Here is a 15162-nt window from a genome sequence, read left to right on the forward strand (position 1 = left end):
GTGTTTCGGGGAGGCATCAAGACCCCCGTACAAATCGTCAACATCGAAATCAAGTCGGCCACAGGCTATGCCTTGCTCTCCCAAAAGGCAACCGAAGGGGCGGCACAGCCGAAAAAACCCTGCTCGGAATCCTCACCCGCACGCGGATCAGGGAGGTGAAGCCCGGGGGAGGCGCGGGATGCGTTAAGAGCCGAAGCTAGTCGGCCCGGCCCTCGACGCTCTTTTCCAGCTTTTCAGCGTGATGGTTGTATATCCGCCGCAAAGCCTCAAACGTCTCTATGGAGTAGTGGAAGGCAAAGGCCGCACAGAAGTATGTGACCAAATCCCTGTCAGCCAGCAGAGAGCCCAAGTACAAAAGGAAAAAGATGTATTTCGAACGAATGAACTTCCTGAGTTCGATCCCAAGGGAGTTCGCATAAACGGCAAGACCGATAATAATCAGATAGGAACTTGCGTATATGACCATTACCGGACCCCAGGCGCCCAGATGGTAAATTGCCGCAGCAGACAAAAAGACCACGCCAAGTTGGTCCGAGACGATGTCTATCAGGGAACCTCCGGGGTGCGCAGTTCCCATCCGCCGTGCAAGCGGGCCGTCAATGCCGTCGCAGAACACGTACAGCGCCATGAGGGATGTGGCCATGACCGCTTGGGATTTCGGCAGCAAACACGTGAGCATCAGGCAGACAACGCCTGCGATTGAAACCTGGTTCGGGGTTGCCTTCACAGCCATCAGCAGACGGACGATCGGAAAGAATACATAATCGCGTTTGGCAGCGAAGGCTTTCTGCCTGTCACGTTCCTCGTCATTGAAATAATCCATCTTCAACTCCGCTATGAATTGGGGAGCAATCCATAATAGGCACAAATGGCGACCACGGACTTGGTTCTTCCCAGTGTCTTAAGGTACTTCTTGATCAAACCTTCCTTGATCACACCTTGCAAACTTCTCAATAATTTCGTGTTGTTTCGCATCTTGCTATCGGAAAGATCAAGAACCGGATACGAATCGAAGCGGATGCGTTTTTTCAGGAAATCAAAGGTGTCATCCCCGTCCTCGGGGAACAGGTCCGTCACGCCGACAACATACTGCTCCCCAGGATAATGGGCGTCACTGCTCACGGCCCAACCGAGGCCTTCCCCACGGTCCTCTATGGGCAGATTCAGGGTCTTGTCCAATTTCGCCTGGGTGTTCTTGAAAAGATTCCTGACCTTACTCCCGGACAGGCGTTTGTCCGCGGTCAAGGCCGAGCCGTTATGGATTTCAATATAGTCACACATCTCCAACAGACGCTGATAAGCCCTTCCGGACAAAATGGTCCCGGCCGAAGATTTCCCTATATGAAACGGATGTGGAACGATCACGATTGATTCGGTGTCTTCGGCAATCCTGGCCACGTCGCGAACAGACCACCGGAAAGTTTGGACCTGTTTGAGCCCCTGCTTGAGTTGGTCTTCGGAACGGTAGAGAAAAATGATATCCACGCCCTCGGATGAGACCGCCTCAACACCCGGGATTATCTCCGTTTTCAGCCCGGAAGACGCATCGGCCAGACGCTGGTATGCCTCCAGGGGCTTCTTGTAGGAATGCTCTGTCGATGCCACGTAATCGATTTCGGAATGCTTCATATACCACCGGATCTTCTGCAACCGGAGGAATTTATTCCTCCTCGGCATCCGGTGGATATTGGCATGAAAATGCAAATCAAATGTTGGCATGATTATATTCTACTGAAAAAATTATATTTTACGCCCAAGCTTCAACAAACGGCATCAACCTGCAACCCCAATTTCTTAGCATATCTTTTCCCTCCACGGATGTCCATTGATAGGCGGGAAACGGACTGGCAACGACACCCTCTCTGCATTCAACAGCCTCCTGTCACCCGAGTTGAAACCCGAGCGTGCCGGACCCAGGATAAAGCCAGCCCACAAAAAGGTCGCCGGAAGAATGAAGGCCAAGCCGGACCGGCCCCTGAGAACTGGAAAAAGGCGGCAACCCGAGTCACCGCCCTTTTCAGATGCGTAATCATGCCCAAGCGACACTACTTCTGCAGGGCAATGCTCCACTGCCTGAATATACCGGGATATTCCAGGATGCTGGAATCTCCGTAAAACGGCAGGCTGTAGACATCCCCATTCCTGAAGGCAGGGATGTCCGCCAGGGCCGGGTTCCTTATCATGGCGTCGTGAAGGGCCTTTTGAACGGCAAACCCGTTTCCGGTGGCAACGATAATATCGGGATTTACCTTTGCGAGGCCCGCGAGCCGGCTTGCCGAGACATGCCCCTTGGACACTTTCATGCTGTCGGTCAGCATCTCCCCGGCCACATTGGTGCATCCCAAAGGCGTGAGGATATACTGATCGGTATACCCGCCGGGGGCCTCTATGCGGATGAACGTCTTGCCGGTGGCGACCGAATAGTTTCCGTTGAGAATCACCACGCGGCGCCCGTATCCGGCTTTCGGCAATTGGGCTTCGACCTTTTTCATCGCAGTTTCATAGTCGGCACGGACCTCACGCCCCTGCTCTTCCTTCCCGAGAAGCCTGGCGACCTCCTCGATACCCGCCCCCACGCCGTGGGTAAAATCCGCGTATTCGATGACCACGCCCGGGACATCCTTGACAAGATCCGCCACATTCACAGGATTCACATCTTTCATGTACAAGCAGAACTTGTTGCTTTTTTCAAGGATAAGGCGCGTTATGCCGCGCTCCTTCATGAACGAAGAGATGGTGTCCGGATTTTTTTTGGTCACGTAATTGGGGCAACCCAACACCTGACTGGACAGGGGCAATCCCTGGGCTTTGTCTGGCCACATGGAAAGGCGTACGGACATACCTTCGGGAATGATTCCCAGCTTGAGGGATACGTCCACCAAGCGATCACCGACCATGACGGCCTTGATCCGTTCCGGGGCCCTGAGGGGCGTGGCGCTGGCCACCGAAAATGCCATGAGCAGCGCCATGCAGGACAGGCACGCAGTTATCATCAGTATGCGTATTTTTTTCATTGTATTCTCCTGAAGCGTTAAAAACTGAATCCGATTCGCGTCACAACCTGGAAATCTTCACCGAGTCCAAAGCGACTGTTTCGCTCCGGGGTGGCCGAGTACCCGTTGAGATACCGGTAGACAACCACCGGGACGCCCACGGAGAAATGACTGCTTTCCGTCATTTTCCAATGTACCCCGGGGGTAATGTAAATGGTGTGACCTCCTGTGGATTCCGCGGCGGTGCCGTCATACCAGTGGCGCTGCTGATCCACCCCGTTGAGCTCCAACTCCACGTCGAAGTACTTGTTCAAGGCATAGCCGTATCCCAAGTCATATTTGAATTGATTGCCCTTGCGGGAATCATGAGCCCCCTGGCCGGAGACGGTGTACATCATGTGCGCGTCCACGCGGGACCTGCCAAAGAACTTGGTTGCCCCCACCTCGAATTTCGGGTCCCATGAACCGGTGCCGAGTTGTCCTCCCGGACCGATATACTTATGCGCGATCGAGTACGGCCATCCATTCTCATGGTCAGCATCACCGGTAGGCAGCTTGAGGCCAGCGCCAAGAGCAAGATTCATCCAATCCCCGCTTCGTTGCGTCATAAGGGCATAGCGCCCCATGACCACAACGTCACCGAGACCGGAAACCGTATCCGTATCCCAGGGTTTTGCCAGATTGCCGGGCTTCCGTTTGACCTGCTTGTCCCAGAACGGAACCATGATTCGCGCCTCGAAGTTTTCGAATAGCCCGACCTTGGCCGTGAACTGCAGGGATTGATTCACCCGGTCGTATTTGCCGCCGTAATCTCCATGCTTTTCCTTGCTGCCGTCGTAGAGCGAATCCTTGTGAACATACCGATACTTGACGCTTGCCGTGACCTTCCCCTTGGGAAGCACCATCCCGTTGGACATGTTGACCAGCCCGATGCACTTGACCGGCTTGGTATCCGGCCTGTCCGTCAGCTCCCGCTCAGACCCTGGACCTGCACCGATAACGGGCCCGGCATAAACCTGGTGCCGCCCCCCGGCCAGCAACAGACAAGCCCATACAGATATAATTACCGTGAGGCGTCTCAAAAGAACCTCCCTTGAGTGTTTTCACCGCCAAAGACATTCTCCAGGCGGCGCCCATTGTGAAGTTGAAAATCATTTTCATCTTTATCGAGCTGCATACAGCCAGAGGGAAGTCGTGTCAACACTCTAAAATAAATCACTTTTATACCAAAACAGGAGGGAATTGTCCGGGTTGACACAGGGTGTCATTTTTCAAAAAATCCAGATCCAGCATTCCCCGATGGTCCTTTCTTGGACAGTCGGATAAAACGCTGCCATTCAAGTGTACCAGAGTCCAAAGCTGTTCTGGAACCGACCCATTGCTGTTCGCAGCCGCGTCCATGGGCCGGACCGATTGTTGACAGTCATTCACAATGAACCTTTCCAAAAAAACACCCGAATCAGATGCGCTTTTGACAGGCAAACTCGGATGACTGCATATTCGGGAAAAAAACGTGCAGCCGTGCTCGTCATAAAAAAAGGAAAGAAACATGAAAAGTACCCAGCGGTGAAACTGACGATGTTTTTTGGGCCGCCTGTTTGGCAGTCCATCGGCATTCGAGAGCATCGACCAGGAGATGGACAGCAATGGCATCTTGCACGAATCTTTCGCGCTCGTACCTTTGGGATGGTTTTTCTTTGCACTCGGTCTAGTCTTGGAGGCACTCTCCATTGACGGGGCCCCGGCACACAGCCTGGGATAGACCAGCAGTGCTTCGGGCGCGATTTCGCTCACGGGTCATACATTTCCCCTTCAAGATGCATCGGCACTATCCCGGCGGATCATGCCGCGAGAGCTTTTCCGGCACTGCCGCGCTCGGCCATGACGCGACCTTTGCCCACGGAAACACTCGACAGCCTCCCCCCCCATTATTGGGGACATCGGCCTCAACTTGATGCAACTCGAATCGTAAAATGACTTGAATGTGCATACAATCTGCGCACATCTGTCAGACGAGTGCCATAATTTCAGCCGGTTAGACTCACCCGTCTCCTGATTACACATCAATGGGCCATCTCCGATGAGCCTGCCGCCCCGCCGTGCCCAACGCCTCCTTGACTGAATCCAATCTACATGCCTACAATGGTACGACCAAAAGCGCGCAAAACTGTCTATAATTCCAATTTTAACCCATAAAACCACCTTATAGGTAATACCATTGTCGGAAAATTCCACTATTCAAACCCTGTTCATTCCCGTTCAAGCCGGGCGTGCCAGCGAGGAAGTCGCTCTCCAAATTGAAGCGGCCATCATGGATGGACGCCTGTCGCCAGGCGAACGTTTGCCAAGCGAAAGAGAGATGCAGTCACAGTTCGGCACTGGCCGCGGCGTCATTCGCGAGACCATCAAGATCCTCAAGCAAAAAGGTCTTCTTGAGGTGAAAACAGGGGCCAAGGGCGGAGCCTATATCCGGCACCTTGACGTAAACAACGTTTCGGAATCTCTTGCTCTCTTCCTCAAGCAGCATCCGGTGGAACCAGAAAAACTGGTTGAATTTCGTGAGACTCTGGACCGCACCATTACTCAACTCGCCATCGCGCATGCCACACGGCCCGAAAAGGACGAACTGGTCACGGAAGCACTGCGCCTGGAGGCGATGCTTCAGGAAGACGAACCGGACTTTATCGCCAGCAGCGAACTGGATCGACAACTGAACATCATGCTGGCTCGCATGGCCCGCAACCCGCTTTTCGAGTGGGTCATGCACGCCATCCAGATGGGATTCAGCTCACATGACTATGCGCTATATGAAAATAGAGTCTACCGCGAAAGGGCTGCGGCCAACTGGCGCAACACGGCGCAGGCAATAGCGCGGGGAGAACTCATGCGCGCCTTGGGTTTCATCGGTTACCACTACGTACTTCTTCGCCAGTGCATCGACGAAAAAACCACCCTCACCAATGAGCCAAATGCCGATTTTCTGCAAAAAGACGAACAATAGCTACAAAAGGAAATACAGATGAAAACATATGATTATATAATTGTCGGCGGCGGTTCGGCTGGTTCTGTCCTGGCCAATCGCCTGAGTGCCAACCCCAAGAACAAAGTCCTGGTCCTTGAAGCGGGCCTGCCTGATTTCAAGTTTGATTTCCGCATCCACATGCCAGCGGCCCTGACCTATCCCCTGGCCGGAAAGACCTACAACTGGTGGTACGAATCCGAACCGGAACCCCACATGAACAATCGCCGCATTTATCAGCCGCGCGGCAAGGTTCTTGGCGGTTCCAGCTGTATCAACGGCATGATCCACATCCGTGGCAATGCCATGGATTATGAGAAATGGGCCAAAGAGGACGGACTGGAAAACTGGTCCTATGCCCATTGTCTTCCCTACTTCAAACGATTCGAGTGCCGGACTGCCGGGGCAGATGAGTACCAGGGGGCAGTCGGACCGCTCTACCTGACCGAACCGGAATGCGACAATCCGCTTTTCAACGCATTTTTCAATGCCGTGCAGGAAGCAGGCTATCCGTTGACCAAGGATGTGAATGGATACCAGCAGGAAGGTTTCGGGAAATTCGACCGCACCACATATCGGGGCAGCCGCTGGAACGCCGCCCGGGCGTACATCCATCCGGTCAAGAACCGCCGCAACCTGACCGTCAAATGCAAGGCAATGACAACGCGCATCCTGTTCGAAGGCAAACGCGCCGTGGGCGTGGAGTACACTCGCGCCAAACAGACCATGAAGGCGTATGCCGGCGAAGTCATCTGCTGCGGCGGCTCCATCAACTCCCCGCAATTGCTCCAACTCTCCGGCGTGGGCAACGCCAAAGAACTTTCCGCCCTGGGCATCGATGTGGTGCAGGATCTTCCCGGCGTTGGCGAGAATCTTCAGGACCACCTTGAACTGTACGTCCAGTATGCCTGCAAGAAACCGGTCAGCATGTACCCCGCGCTCAAGTGGTACAACCAGCCATTGATCGGCCTGAAGTGGCTCCTCGCCGGCAAAGGCGAGGCAGCGACCAATCACTTCGAAGCAGGCGGTTTCATTCGCGGCAACGATCAGCTTGAGTACCCCAATATCCAGTATCATTTCCTGCCCATCGCCATCCGTTACGACGGCTCGGCTCCTGCAGCAGGTCACGGATACCAGGTCCACGTCGGCCCCATGAACACTGATGTTCGCGGCCATGTGAAGATCAAGTCGTCGGATCCCAGCGAGTATCCGAGCGTCCTGTTCAATTACCTTTCCACGGAACAAGAGAAACGGGAGTGGGTCGAGGCCATCCGCAAAACCCGCGAGATCATGACCCAGCCCGCATTCGATGAATTCCGCGGCGACGAACTGGCACCCGGCATACAGGCCCAGACCGACGAGGAAATCCTCGACTTCGTGGCGAATGAAGGCGAGTCCGCCTACCATCCGAGCTGCACCTGCGCCATGGGCACCCACGACATGGCTGTCACCGACCCGGAACTGCGCGTGCACGGCATGGAAGGCCTGCGCGTTGTCGACGCGTCGGTCATGCCCTACGTGACCAACGGCAACATCTATGCCCCGACCATGATGATCGCGGAAAAGGCAGCCGACCTGATTCTTGGCAATACGCCACTGGCCGCTGACAACTCTCCCTTCTACAAACACAAAAAGTAACCAGCCGGAGAAACCATGATTACAGGCAAACTCTACATCAACGGCCAATGGACCCAATCGTGTTCCGGCAAGGAGCGCGAGATACTGAACCCGTTCGACGCGTCAGTCATTGCGACTGTCGCCGAAGGAAATCGCGAGGACACCAAAGCGGCCATCAAAGCGGCTCGCCATGCCTTTGACAAAGGTGGTTGGCCGCATACTCCGGCTTCGGAGCGGGCAAAGCTCCTTTTCAAATTGGCCGACTTCATTGAGCGCGACCGTGAGGAACTGGCACGATTGGAGAGTCTCGACACCGGAAAAACACTGGAAGAAAGCCGGTGGGATATGGATGATATCGCAGGCATCTTCCGATACTTCGCCGGACTGGCTGACAAGGACGGAGGCGAGGTCATAGCCTCACCCAACCCGGACTCGACCAGCACGGTCATCCGCGAACCTGTCGGCGTCTGCGGACAGATTTCCCCCTGGAACTACCCACTGCTCCAGGCTTCATGGAAAATGGCCCCAGCCCTGGCAGCCGGGTGCACCATCGTCATGAAACCAAGCGAAATCACCCCGTTGACCACCCTCAAGGTGACAGAGCTCGCCGAGGAGGCCGGATTTCCAGCAGGAGTCGTCAACACGGTGCTCGGCTCCGGCCCGGAAGTGGGCGCAGAGTTGGCCGAGAGTAAGGACGTCGATCTCATCTCCTTCACCGGCGGCATTGCCACAGGCAAGACCATCATGCGCGCCGCTGCGGGCAACGTGAAGAAAGTCGCCCTGGAACTGGGCGGCAAGAATCCCAATATCATTTTCGATGACGCTGACTTCGACCTTGCCGTGGACTACGCCCTCAACGGCGTCTTTTTCCATGCCGGCCAGATCTGCTCTGCCGGGGCGCGGGTCATGGTGCAGGACGGCATCCACGACCGTTTTGTGGAGGCCCTGCGCCAGCGCATGGAGCGCATCATCGTGGGCAACGGTTTTGATGAGAAGACCCAAATGGGACCGCTCATCTCTGCCGACCATCTCGCCAAGGTGGAAGACTACATAAGGATGGCCAAGGTCGAGGGCGCCAAGCTCCTGCTGGGCGGCACCCGCCCAACCGACACCACTCTCCGCAAGGGCTTTTTCTGCATGCCAACGCTGTTCTCCGAATGCGAGAACGACATGCGCATCGTGCAGGAGGAAGTCTTCGGCCCGGTCATCACCGTCGAACGCTTCACCACGGAGGAAGAAGTAATAGAGCGGGCCAACAGCACCATTTACGGCCTGTCCGCAGGGTTTTGGACCCGCGATGCGGACCGCATTGAACGCATGTCCAAAGCGCTCCGTTTCGGCACGGTATGGGCAAACGACTTCAACGTGTACTTCGTGCAGGCGCCCTGGGGCGGCTACAAACAGTCCGGCCTCGGCCGTGAACTGGGGAAGATCGGCCTCGAAGAATATACCGAGGTCAAACATATATATCGCAATCACGCCACCAAGCCCATCAACTGGTTTGGCGGCTGAGCATAGCAATACGCGTACGCCTCGTACGCATGGGACGGCTGCCCAACCATCATTCATCCCAGCAATGACAACCCTGGAGGTTCAATGTCTTCTGGTCTTAAGCAAATCCTTTTCGTTTCCTTCATCATCGCAACCCTTTTCTGCTCCGCCATAGCTGCACAGGCAGCGGAACAAATCACCGTCGCCAGCGTCGCGTGGACCGGCGTAACGATCAAATCCGAAATCGCTGTCTCTGTGCTTGAGAGCCTCGGCTACGAGGCTGAAAACAAGCCGTTATCCGTGCCCATCACCTACACCGCCCTGGCCAATGGCGATGCCGACGTGTTCTTTGGCAACTGGATGCCTTCCATGGCCAATATCGCAGAAAAATTCTTCAAGAACGGCAAGGTCATCAAGTACGTCGCCAACATGCCCGGCGCAAAATACACACTGGCCACGCCGACCTTCTGCGCAAAAGCAGGTCTCAAGGATTTCAGCGATCTCGCCAAATACGGAGACAAGCTGGATTGGAAAATTTACGGCATCGAGCCGGGTAACGACGGCAACCAGATCATTCAAAATATGATCGACAAGAACATGTTCGGACTGGGCAAGTTCAAGCTGGTCGCTTCCAGTGAAGCCGCCATGCTCGCCGAGGTCCAGGCATTTGCCAAGAACGACAAGTGGATCGTCTTCCTCGGCTGGGCGCCGCACAGCATGAACGAACGCATCGACATGACCTACCTCACCGGAAGCACGGACCAGACTTTCGGAGGCGACAACGGCACTGCCACTGTCTGGACCAACATCCGTAAAGGTCTGGAAAAGGACAACCCCAACGTTGCCAAGCTGTTCAAGAACATGACCTTCCCGGTCTCCATGATGAACCAGATCATGACTGAAGTGCACAACGACAAGAACCTCAAATATGACGAGGCTGGCCTGAAGTGGCTCAAGGCCAACCCTGCCATGTACGAAAAGTGGCTTGACGGCGTCACTACCGTGGACGGCAAGCCGGGCACAGCAGCCTTCAAGGCGTACCTGGACTCCAAAGTCTAAGAATTCCACGCATCACGACACCAGGGGGGCTGCATGGCATGCCCCCCTTTTTTTTGCGGGAAGGGTCAGTCACTCAAAAAAAACATTGACCAAATGGTTAAGCAGGTTTACTATGAACGCATGGAATCAATAAAAATGAACATATACCATCAGCTACGAAGAATAATTGAAAAACACACGCGTATGGATGAACAGCCGTTCCAGTTGGATGATTCCATTGCCCTGTCTCCACGGGAAGTGCGAACCATCGAATTCCTCAGCCAGCGCGGGCAGATCAACGTGACCAGCGTGGCCACTCACTTCAACTTCACCAAGAGTGCGGCCTCGCAGCTGATAAATCGACTGGTTCAGCGAGGGCTTGTCTGCAAGGAGAACTCCGAGCACAGCGACAAGGAATATCAGCTTTCCCTGTCGCCCGAAGGCGAAAACGCTCATCGACTTATAGAAACAATGAACAGGGACCGGCTGGATATGTATCTGGGGAAAATGGAGGGGTTTTCCCGGCAGCAGATAGCCGCGACATCCGCAGTCCTCGAACAGCTTGAACATATGGTGGACGAACGGCTCAATCGGTTCAAATAATTTTTTTTGCGGCCACGGTTAAGCAGCTTAACAAAACGCTTTTCGCAGATATAAGCCCAATGGAACAAAGCAGTCAAAAGAGCATCGCTCCGCCAACTCGATTATTTTTTATGCGAAAGGTTAAGCCTGTTAACCTTTCGAAAAACACAAACACGGGGCATCCGACATCGGACAAGCCGAAAGCGGATGTAGTGCAAAACTACGCTGACACATTGAAGAACAGGGGAAAACGGAATGGTGCCGGGAGCAGGCAGGGCACTGGAACCTATCTCTAAAGACATGCCCCGTCTGCGGGTGCGTTGGGGCACTGTCACAGCCAGCATAACGACCCCTAACACTTTGACTGAACGGCACGGTTGCCGCCAACGAGGAATTGACCATGCATGGTTTTGGCATCGACATCGGATATGCATCGATAAAGGCAGCTATATTGAATGCAGAAGGCGACATACTCCATACGGAATACAGACTCCATAAGGGTCATGTGACCAGCGAACTCCGCCAACTATTCGGACGGATTCTCGGTCTGCCCGAAGCAAAACATATAAAATATGGAGCGGTGACAGGGAGCGGCAACGCAATTTTCACCAATTCCGGGGAAATGCAGCAGATCAACGAAGTCGCCGCCCTTGTGGAAGGAACCCTGCTGTTGGACGGCACTTGCACTTCCATCATCGAAATGGGCGGACAGACCGCCAAGTTCATTACCGGATTCACCCCTGAAGACAAGACAGGGATCAAGGTTTCCATGACCTCCAATTGCTCATCAGGCACCGGATCGTTCCTTGAGGCACAGGTATCCCGCCTTGGGCTGGACATAGAGGACTACTCCTCCCTGGCTGCCAAGGCCACCTTCATCCCCCGCATAGCCGGGCGATGCAGCGTGTTCGCCAAGACAGATATCATCCATCACCAACAGGAAGGGGTTGCAGCGGCAGACATCCTGAATGGTCTGGCCCATGCCGTAGTCAAGAACTACCGCAATGCCGTCATGCGCAGGCTGCCCCTGACACCTCCCATACTCTTTGCGGGCGGAGTTTCTCTCAACGGCGCCATTTATACCGCCATGCGTTCGGTACTCGGCCTGCCGCCGGAAGCGCTGCGCGTGCATGCACATTCAAGCATGGCCGGTGCAATCGGGGCCGCTCTCCTGGCGGCCAAGAATAAATTGCCCGCCAATCCATGGACCGCCGCTAAAGCCCTTGATCAGGCCTCTTCATTCAACCTGTACATGCAGGAGTCCATGCAACTCGAGCCACTCCACCGATTCGGTGCGGGCGACAGTCTGAACAAGCATCACTGCCAGACGTTGCAGACCAGCAAACAGACTCTGTGCTGGCTGGGCATAGACGTGGGGTCCACCAGCACCAATCTGGTTCTGACAGATGAGGAAAACCGCATCTTGACCTTCCGCTACCTGCGGACGGCAGGTGATCCCGCCCTGGCCGTACGCACAGGATTGACCGAACTGAAGCAGGAAGTGGGCGATAACATCCGGGTGGCTGGTGTGGGCGTCACCGGCTCTGGTCGGTACATGACGGGCAGAATGGTGGGGGCCGACATTGTCCGCGATGAAATTACGGCCCAGGCCAGGGCGGCCACTGCCTTGGACCCGGAGGTGGACACCATCTTCGAACTCGGCGGGCAGGATTCCAAATTCATCAACCTGGAAGCACAGGTCGTCACGGACTTCCAGATGAACAAGATATGTGCAGCGGGTACAGGCTCGTTCATCGAAGAACAGTCCGAAAAGCTCGGTATTCCTCTCAACGAGATCGGAGCCAGCGCCCTGACTGCCCGATCTCCAACGAGCCTGGGAGAACGCTGCACCGTGTTCATGGAAAGCAGTATCGCCGCGCACATGGCCCATGGTGCGAACACCGCCGATCTCGCGGCCGGACTCTGCTATTCCATCGTCAAGAACTACATGAACCGTGTGGTGTGCCAAAAGCATGTGGGACAGAAAATATTTCTCCAGGGCGGGATCGCCCACAATCAAGGCGTGGTCAACGCCTTCCGCGCCGTCACCGGCAAGGAAATCACTGTACCGCCCTTCTTCAGCGTTACCGGGGCATACGGTGCAGCCATCCTGGCCCGAGAGGCAATGGAGGCGACAGGCATGACCACGACGCAATTCAAGGGATTCTCTCCCGAAGAAGCAACCCGCAGAACAGATGACGCTCTCCCCTTGGTCCAACCAGCGGCTTCTCCGTTCAATCGCCGGGTGCAGGAATTCATTTTCGAAGGATATGACCCCACCCTTGATCCTGCAAAAAAAACAGTGGGAATTCCCCGGGCCTTGTTTACCTATGGCATGTTTCCACTATTCTACCCCTTTTTCCGGGCCTTGGGCTGCAATGTGCTCTTGTCCGAGCCGACCTCGGAAGAAACCATCCGGTTGGCACAGGAGTACTCATTGGATGAGACGTGCTATCCGGTCAAACTGATCAACGGACATGCGGCAGAACTGGTGGAGAAAGGCGTGGACTTCCTCTTTTTCCCGAACCTCTACACCGTATTCCATCCTGGTTCCCAGGCGCGGCAGGACTACGGCTGCGCCTACATGCAAGTGGCCTTCAAGATCATCAACAAAGCCATGGATCTTGAAAGCAAAGGCATCAAGCTGTTGGCTCCGACCATAGCCTACAGCCAGGGCAAGGAGTTCATGCACAAGGTCTTCATGGATTTGGGATGGGAAGTGGGTGCCAACAAAGAGCAGTCGCAAAAAGCCCTGCAGGAGGGCATGCAGTCCTTCAAATCTTTCGAAGCAAAGGTTGAAGCCCGGGGAAAAGCCCTCGCCGACCTGCCCCCGGACAAAAATGTCTTTGTACTCATATCCAAGATATACGGGGTGGCCGATCCCGTCCTGAATATGGGCATCCCGGACAAGCTCGAACAAATGGGCCACCTGACACTGCCTTTCTACGACCTGCCTGAAGTGGACATATTCCGCCGACACCCGAACATGTACTGGCCGTTTGGGCAGCATATTCTGGCCGCTGCGGAGGTTATAGCCAACCACCAAAACCTGCACGCAATCTTCCTTACGCACCATGGCTGCGGACCGGATACGGTTACCGCCCACTACTTCAAGGAAATCATGGGGAACAAGCCGTATCTGACCATTGAAGTGGACGAACATTCCTCCAGTGTGGGTGTCACCACCAGGGTGGAGGCGTTTGTGAACAGCCTGAGTAAAAAGGATATCGGGCAGGCCGCCCCCCCGGAAGCATTGGACGGGATTGCCGACAACCGTGTAAATATCACGGCAGGATCGCCTCTCCCTTCGGCGGGCAAGATCCTGTTGCCCAACCTCTACCCATATTCCCACATAATCTGCGAGAATATGTGCAAGAAAGGCTATGACATAGCCCTGCTGAAAGAATCCTGCGCAGCGTCCATCGACTTGGGCCGGCAGCACACAGTGACCAATGAATACTTCTCCATGGCCGTTCTGCTGGGCGACCTGCTGCACACCCTGCATGATTCGGATACGGCAACTGCAAACCAGCTCTCCATTCTGCTCCCCCAAAACGAAGGGGCCGAAGTGGAGGGCCAGTACGCCAGATTCATCCGCACAAAACTGGATGAAAACGGATTTGGCGAAGTAGGCATCTTTGCCCCGTTCATGGAAGACCTGTTGAATATGGAGGAAAGCCGGGCGCGCGCCCTGTTTCTGCATCTGCTGGCAGGTGATCTGGTCCTGCTCGCCCCCAGAGAACACAGGTCGTACATTCTGGAAACGCTTCAGGAAATGGAGCACAACGGGGTTCTCGACCAGCAGTCCCTTGTCTCCATCGCCCGGCATATCCAAACTTGGCTCGAAAAAGGAACCGCCGGGAAATGCCTCTTTGCCTTGGGCGAACCGCTGATCCTCTTCAACGATGCCTTGAACGACAACACATTCAAGAGGCTGGAAGCCGATGGTCATCATGTCTTATTCGCACCTTTGAGCGAATACATGTGGAGCTTCTGGCATGACCACCTGACACAGAGTCACGATCCGAGGACAGAGCAACGGCGTTGCCTTTTGTGCGAATTCCAGAGGCTTATTCGGGTCATCAGCGAGGCCCTGGGCAGACAAAGTCATTTCGAATCAGACCTGGAAGCTCTCATGCTCAGGGCGGACCGGAGTCTCGGATATTACGCCGGAGCCTTTGGCCGCTACCGAAGCGTGAAAGCCATGGGGGTCCCGCCTCAGGTGGACGGAGTCATATCCGTGGCCGCCATGTATGAAAACACGGGAATATCCCTCGACATCCTGCAGGGACGATCCAATGGGCAAAAGACGTTGCCCATGTTGAACCTGACCTTTGACGGAAACCAAAATGAAAATGACAGGGTCAAAATAGATTCGTTCGTTTACTACCTCTGATTGGATGTCAGCCTCCTCATCCAGGC

The 15162-nt window shown here is 54.9% G+C and carries 10 protein-coding genes; 6 read left to right on the forward strand and 4 right to left on the reverse strand.

The features are described 5' to 3' along the window. Window positions 1-196: 196 nt before the first annotated feature. The 4 genes from DWB63_RS03010 to DWB63_RS03025 all read right to left on the reverse strand — a co-directional run bounded on the left by DWB63_RS03010 (window position 197) and on the right by DWB63_RS03025 (window position 4075). Window positions 197-823 carry a CDP-alcohol phosphatidyltransferase family protein gene (locus DWB63_RS03010; protein WP_128327331.1) on the reverse strand — a complete coding sequence of 209 codons (627 nt, stop codon included), beginning with the start codon at window positions 821-823 and terminating at the stop codon, window positions 197-199. An 11-nt stretch (window positions 824-834) separates the two neighbouring features. Continuing rightward, window positions 835-1629, reverse strand: coding sequence for a hypothetical protein (locus DWB63_RS03015; RefSeq protein ID WP_128327332.1), 795 nt, complete (start codon window positions 1627-1629; stop codon window positions 835-837). 416 nt (window positions 1630-2045) lie between these two features. Continuing rightward, window positions 2046-3014: an ABC transporter substrate-binding protein gene (locus DWB63_RS03020; RefSeq protein ID WP_128327333.1), complete on the reverse strand. Its 969-nt coding sequence runs from the start codon at window positions 3012-3014 to the stop codon at window positions 2046-2048. Between the two features lie 17 nt (window positions 3015-3031). Continuing rightward, complete coding sequence (locus tag DWB63_RS03025) at window positions 3032-4075, reverse strand: transporter (protein ID WP_128327334.1); 1044 nt, start codon at window positions 4073-4075, stop codon at window positions 3032-3034. A 1136-nt stretch (window positions 4076-5211) separates the two neighbouring features. On the opposite strand from DWB63_RS03025, the gene DWB63_RS03035 reads away from it, so the two are divergent. The 6 genes from DWB63_RS03035 (at window position 5212) to DWB63_RS03060 (ending at window position 15136) form a co-directional block, all read left to right on the forward strand. Continuing rightward, entirely contained in the window at window positions 5212-5994 is a 783-nt protein-coding gene (locus tag DWB63_RS03035; protein ID WP_128327336.1) for a GntR family transcriptional regulator, read from the forward strand. Window positions 5995-6012: 18 nt separating this feature from the next. Continuing rightward, window positions 6013-7650 carry a choline dehydrogenase gene (betA, locus tag DWB63_RS03040; RefSeq protein WP_128327337.1) on the forward strand — a complete coding sequence of 546 codons (1638 nt, stop codon included), beginning with the start codon at window positions 6013-6015 and terminating at the stop codon, window positions 7648-7650. A 15-nt stretch (window positions 7651-7665) separates the two neighbouring features. Then, window positions 7666-9141, forward strand: a complete 1476-nt coding sequence (betB, locus tag DWB63_RS03045; protein ID WP_128327338.1) for a betaine-aldehyde dehydrogenase — start codon at window positions 7666-7668, stop codon at window positions 9139-9141. Between the two features lie 84 nt (window positions 9142-9225). Beyond that, complete coding sequence (locus DWB63_RS03050; protein ID WP_128327339.1) at window positions 9226-10179, forward strand: ABC transporter substrate-binding protein; 954 nt, start codon at window positions 9226-9228, stop codon at window positions 10177-10179. A gap of 183 nt (window positions 10180-10362) precedes the next feature. Next, the gene (locus DWB63_RS03055) at window positions 10363-10761 is read left to right on the forward strand and encodes a MarR family transcriptional regulator (RefSeq protein ID WP_164879770.1); all 399 of its coding nucleotides are present in this window, start codon (window positions 10363-10365) and stop codon (window positions 10759-10761) included. 379 nt (window positions 10762-11140) lie between these two features. After that, window positions 11141-15136 (forward strand): acyl-CoA dehydratase activase, encoded by a 3996-nt coding sequence (locus DWB63_RS03060; RefSeq protein ID WP_128327341.1) that lies wholly within the window; start codon window positions 11141-11143, stop codon window positions 15134-15136. The last annotated feature ends 26 nt before the right edge of the window (window positions 15137-15162 follow it).

It is taken from the genome of Pseudodesulfovibrio sp. S3, from assembly GCF_004025585.1.
In the GTDB taxonomy this organism is placed as follows: Bacteria; Desulfobacterota; Desulfovibrionia; order Desulfovibrionales; family Desulfovibrionaceae; genus Pseudodesulfovibrio.

Coding starts and splice junctions, on each gene's coding strand:
- betA (WP_128327337.1), top strand. CDS start 6,013: ATGAAAACATATGATTATATAATTGTCGGCGGCGGTTCGGCTGGTTCT.
- DWB63_RS03015 (WP_128327332.1), bottom strand. CDS start 1,629: ATGAAGCATTCCGAAATCGATTACGTGGCATCGACAGAGCATTCCTAC.
- DWB63_RS03020 (WP_128327333.1), bottom strand. CDS start 3,014: ATGAAAAAAATACGCATACTGATGATAACTGCGTGCCTGTCCTGCATG.
- betB (WP_128327338.1), top strand. CDS start 7,666: ATGATTACAGGCAAACTCTACATCAACGGCCAATGGACCCAATCGTGT.
- DWB63_RS03055 (WP_164879770.1), top strand. CDS start 10,363: ATGGATGAACAGCCGTTCCAGTTGGATGATTCCATTGCCCTGTCTCCA.
- DWB63_RS03050 (WP_128327339.1), top strand. CDS start 9,226: ATGTCTTCTGGTCTTAAGCAAATCCTTTTCGTTTCCTTCATCATCGCA.
- DWB63_RS03060 (WP_128327341.1), top strand. CDS start 11,141: ATGCATGGTTTTGGCATCGACATCGGATATGCATCGATAAAGGCAGCT.
- DWB63_RS03010 (WP_128327331.1), bottom strand. CDS start 823: ATGGATTATTTCAATGACGAGGAACGTGACAGGCAGAAAGCCTTCGCT.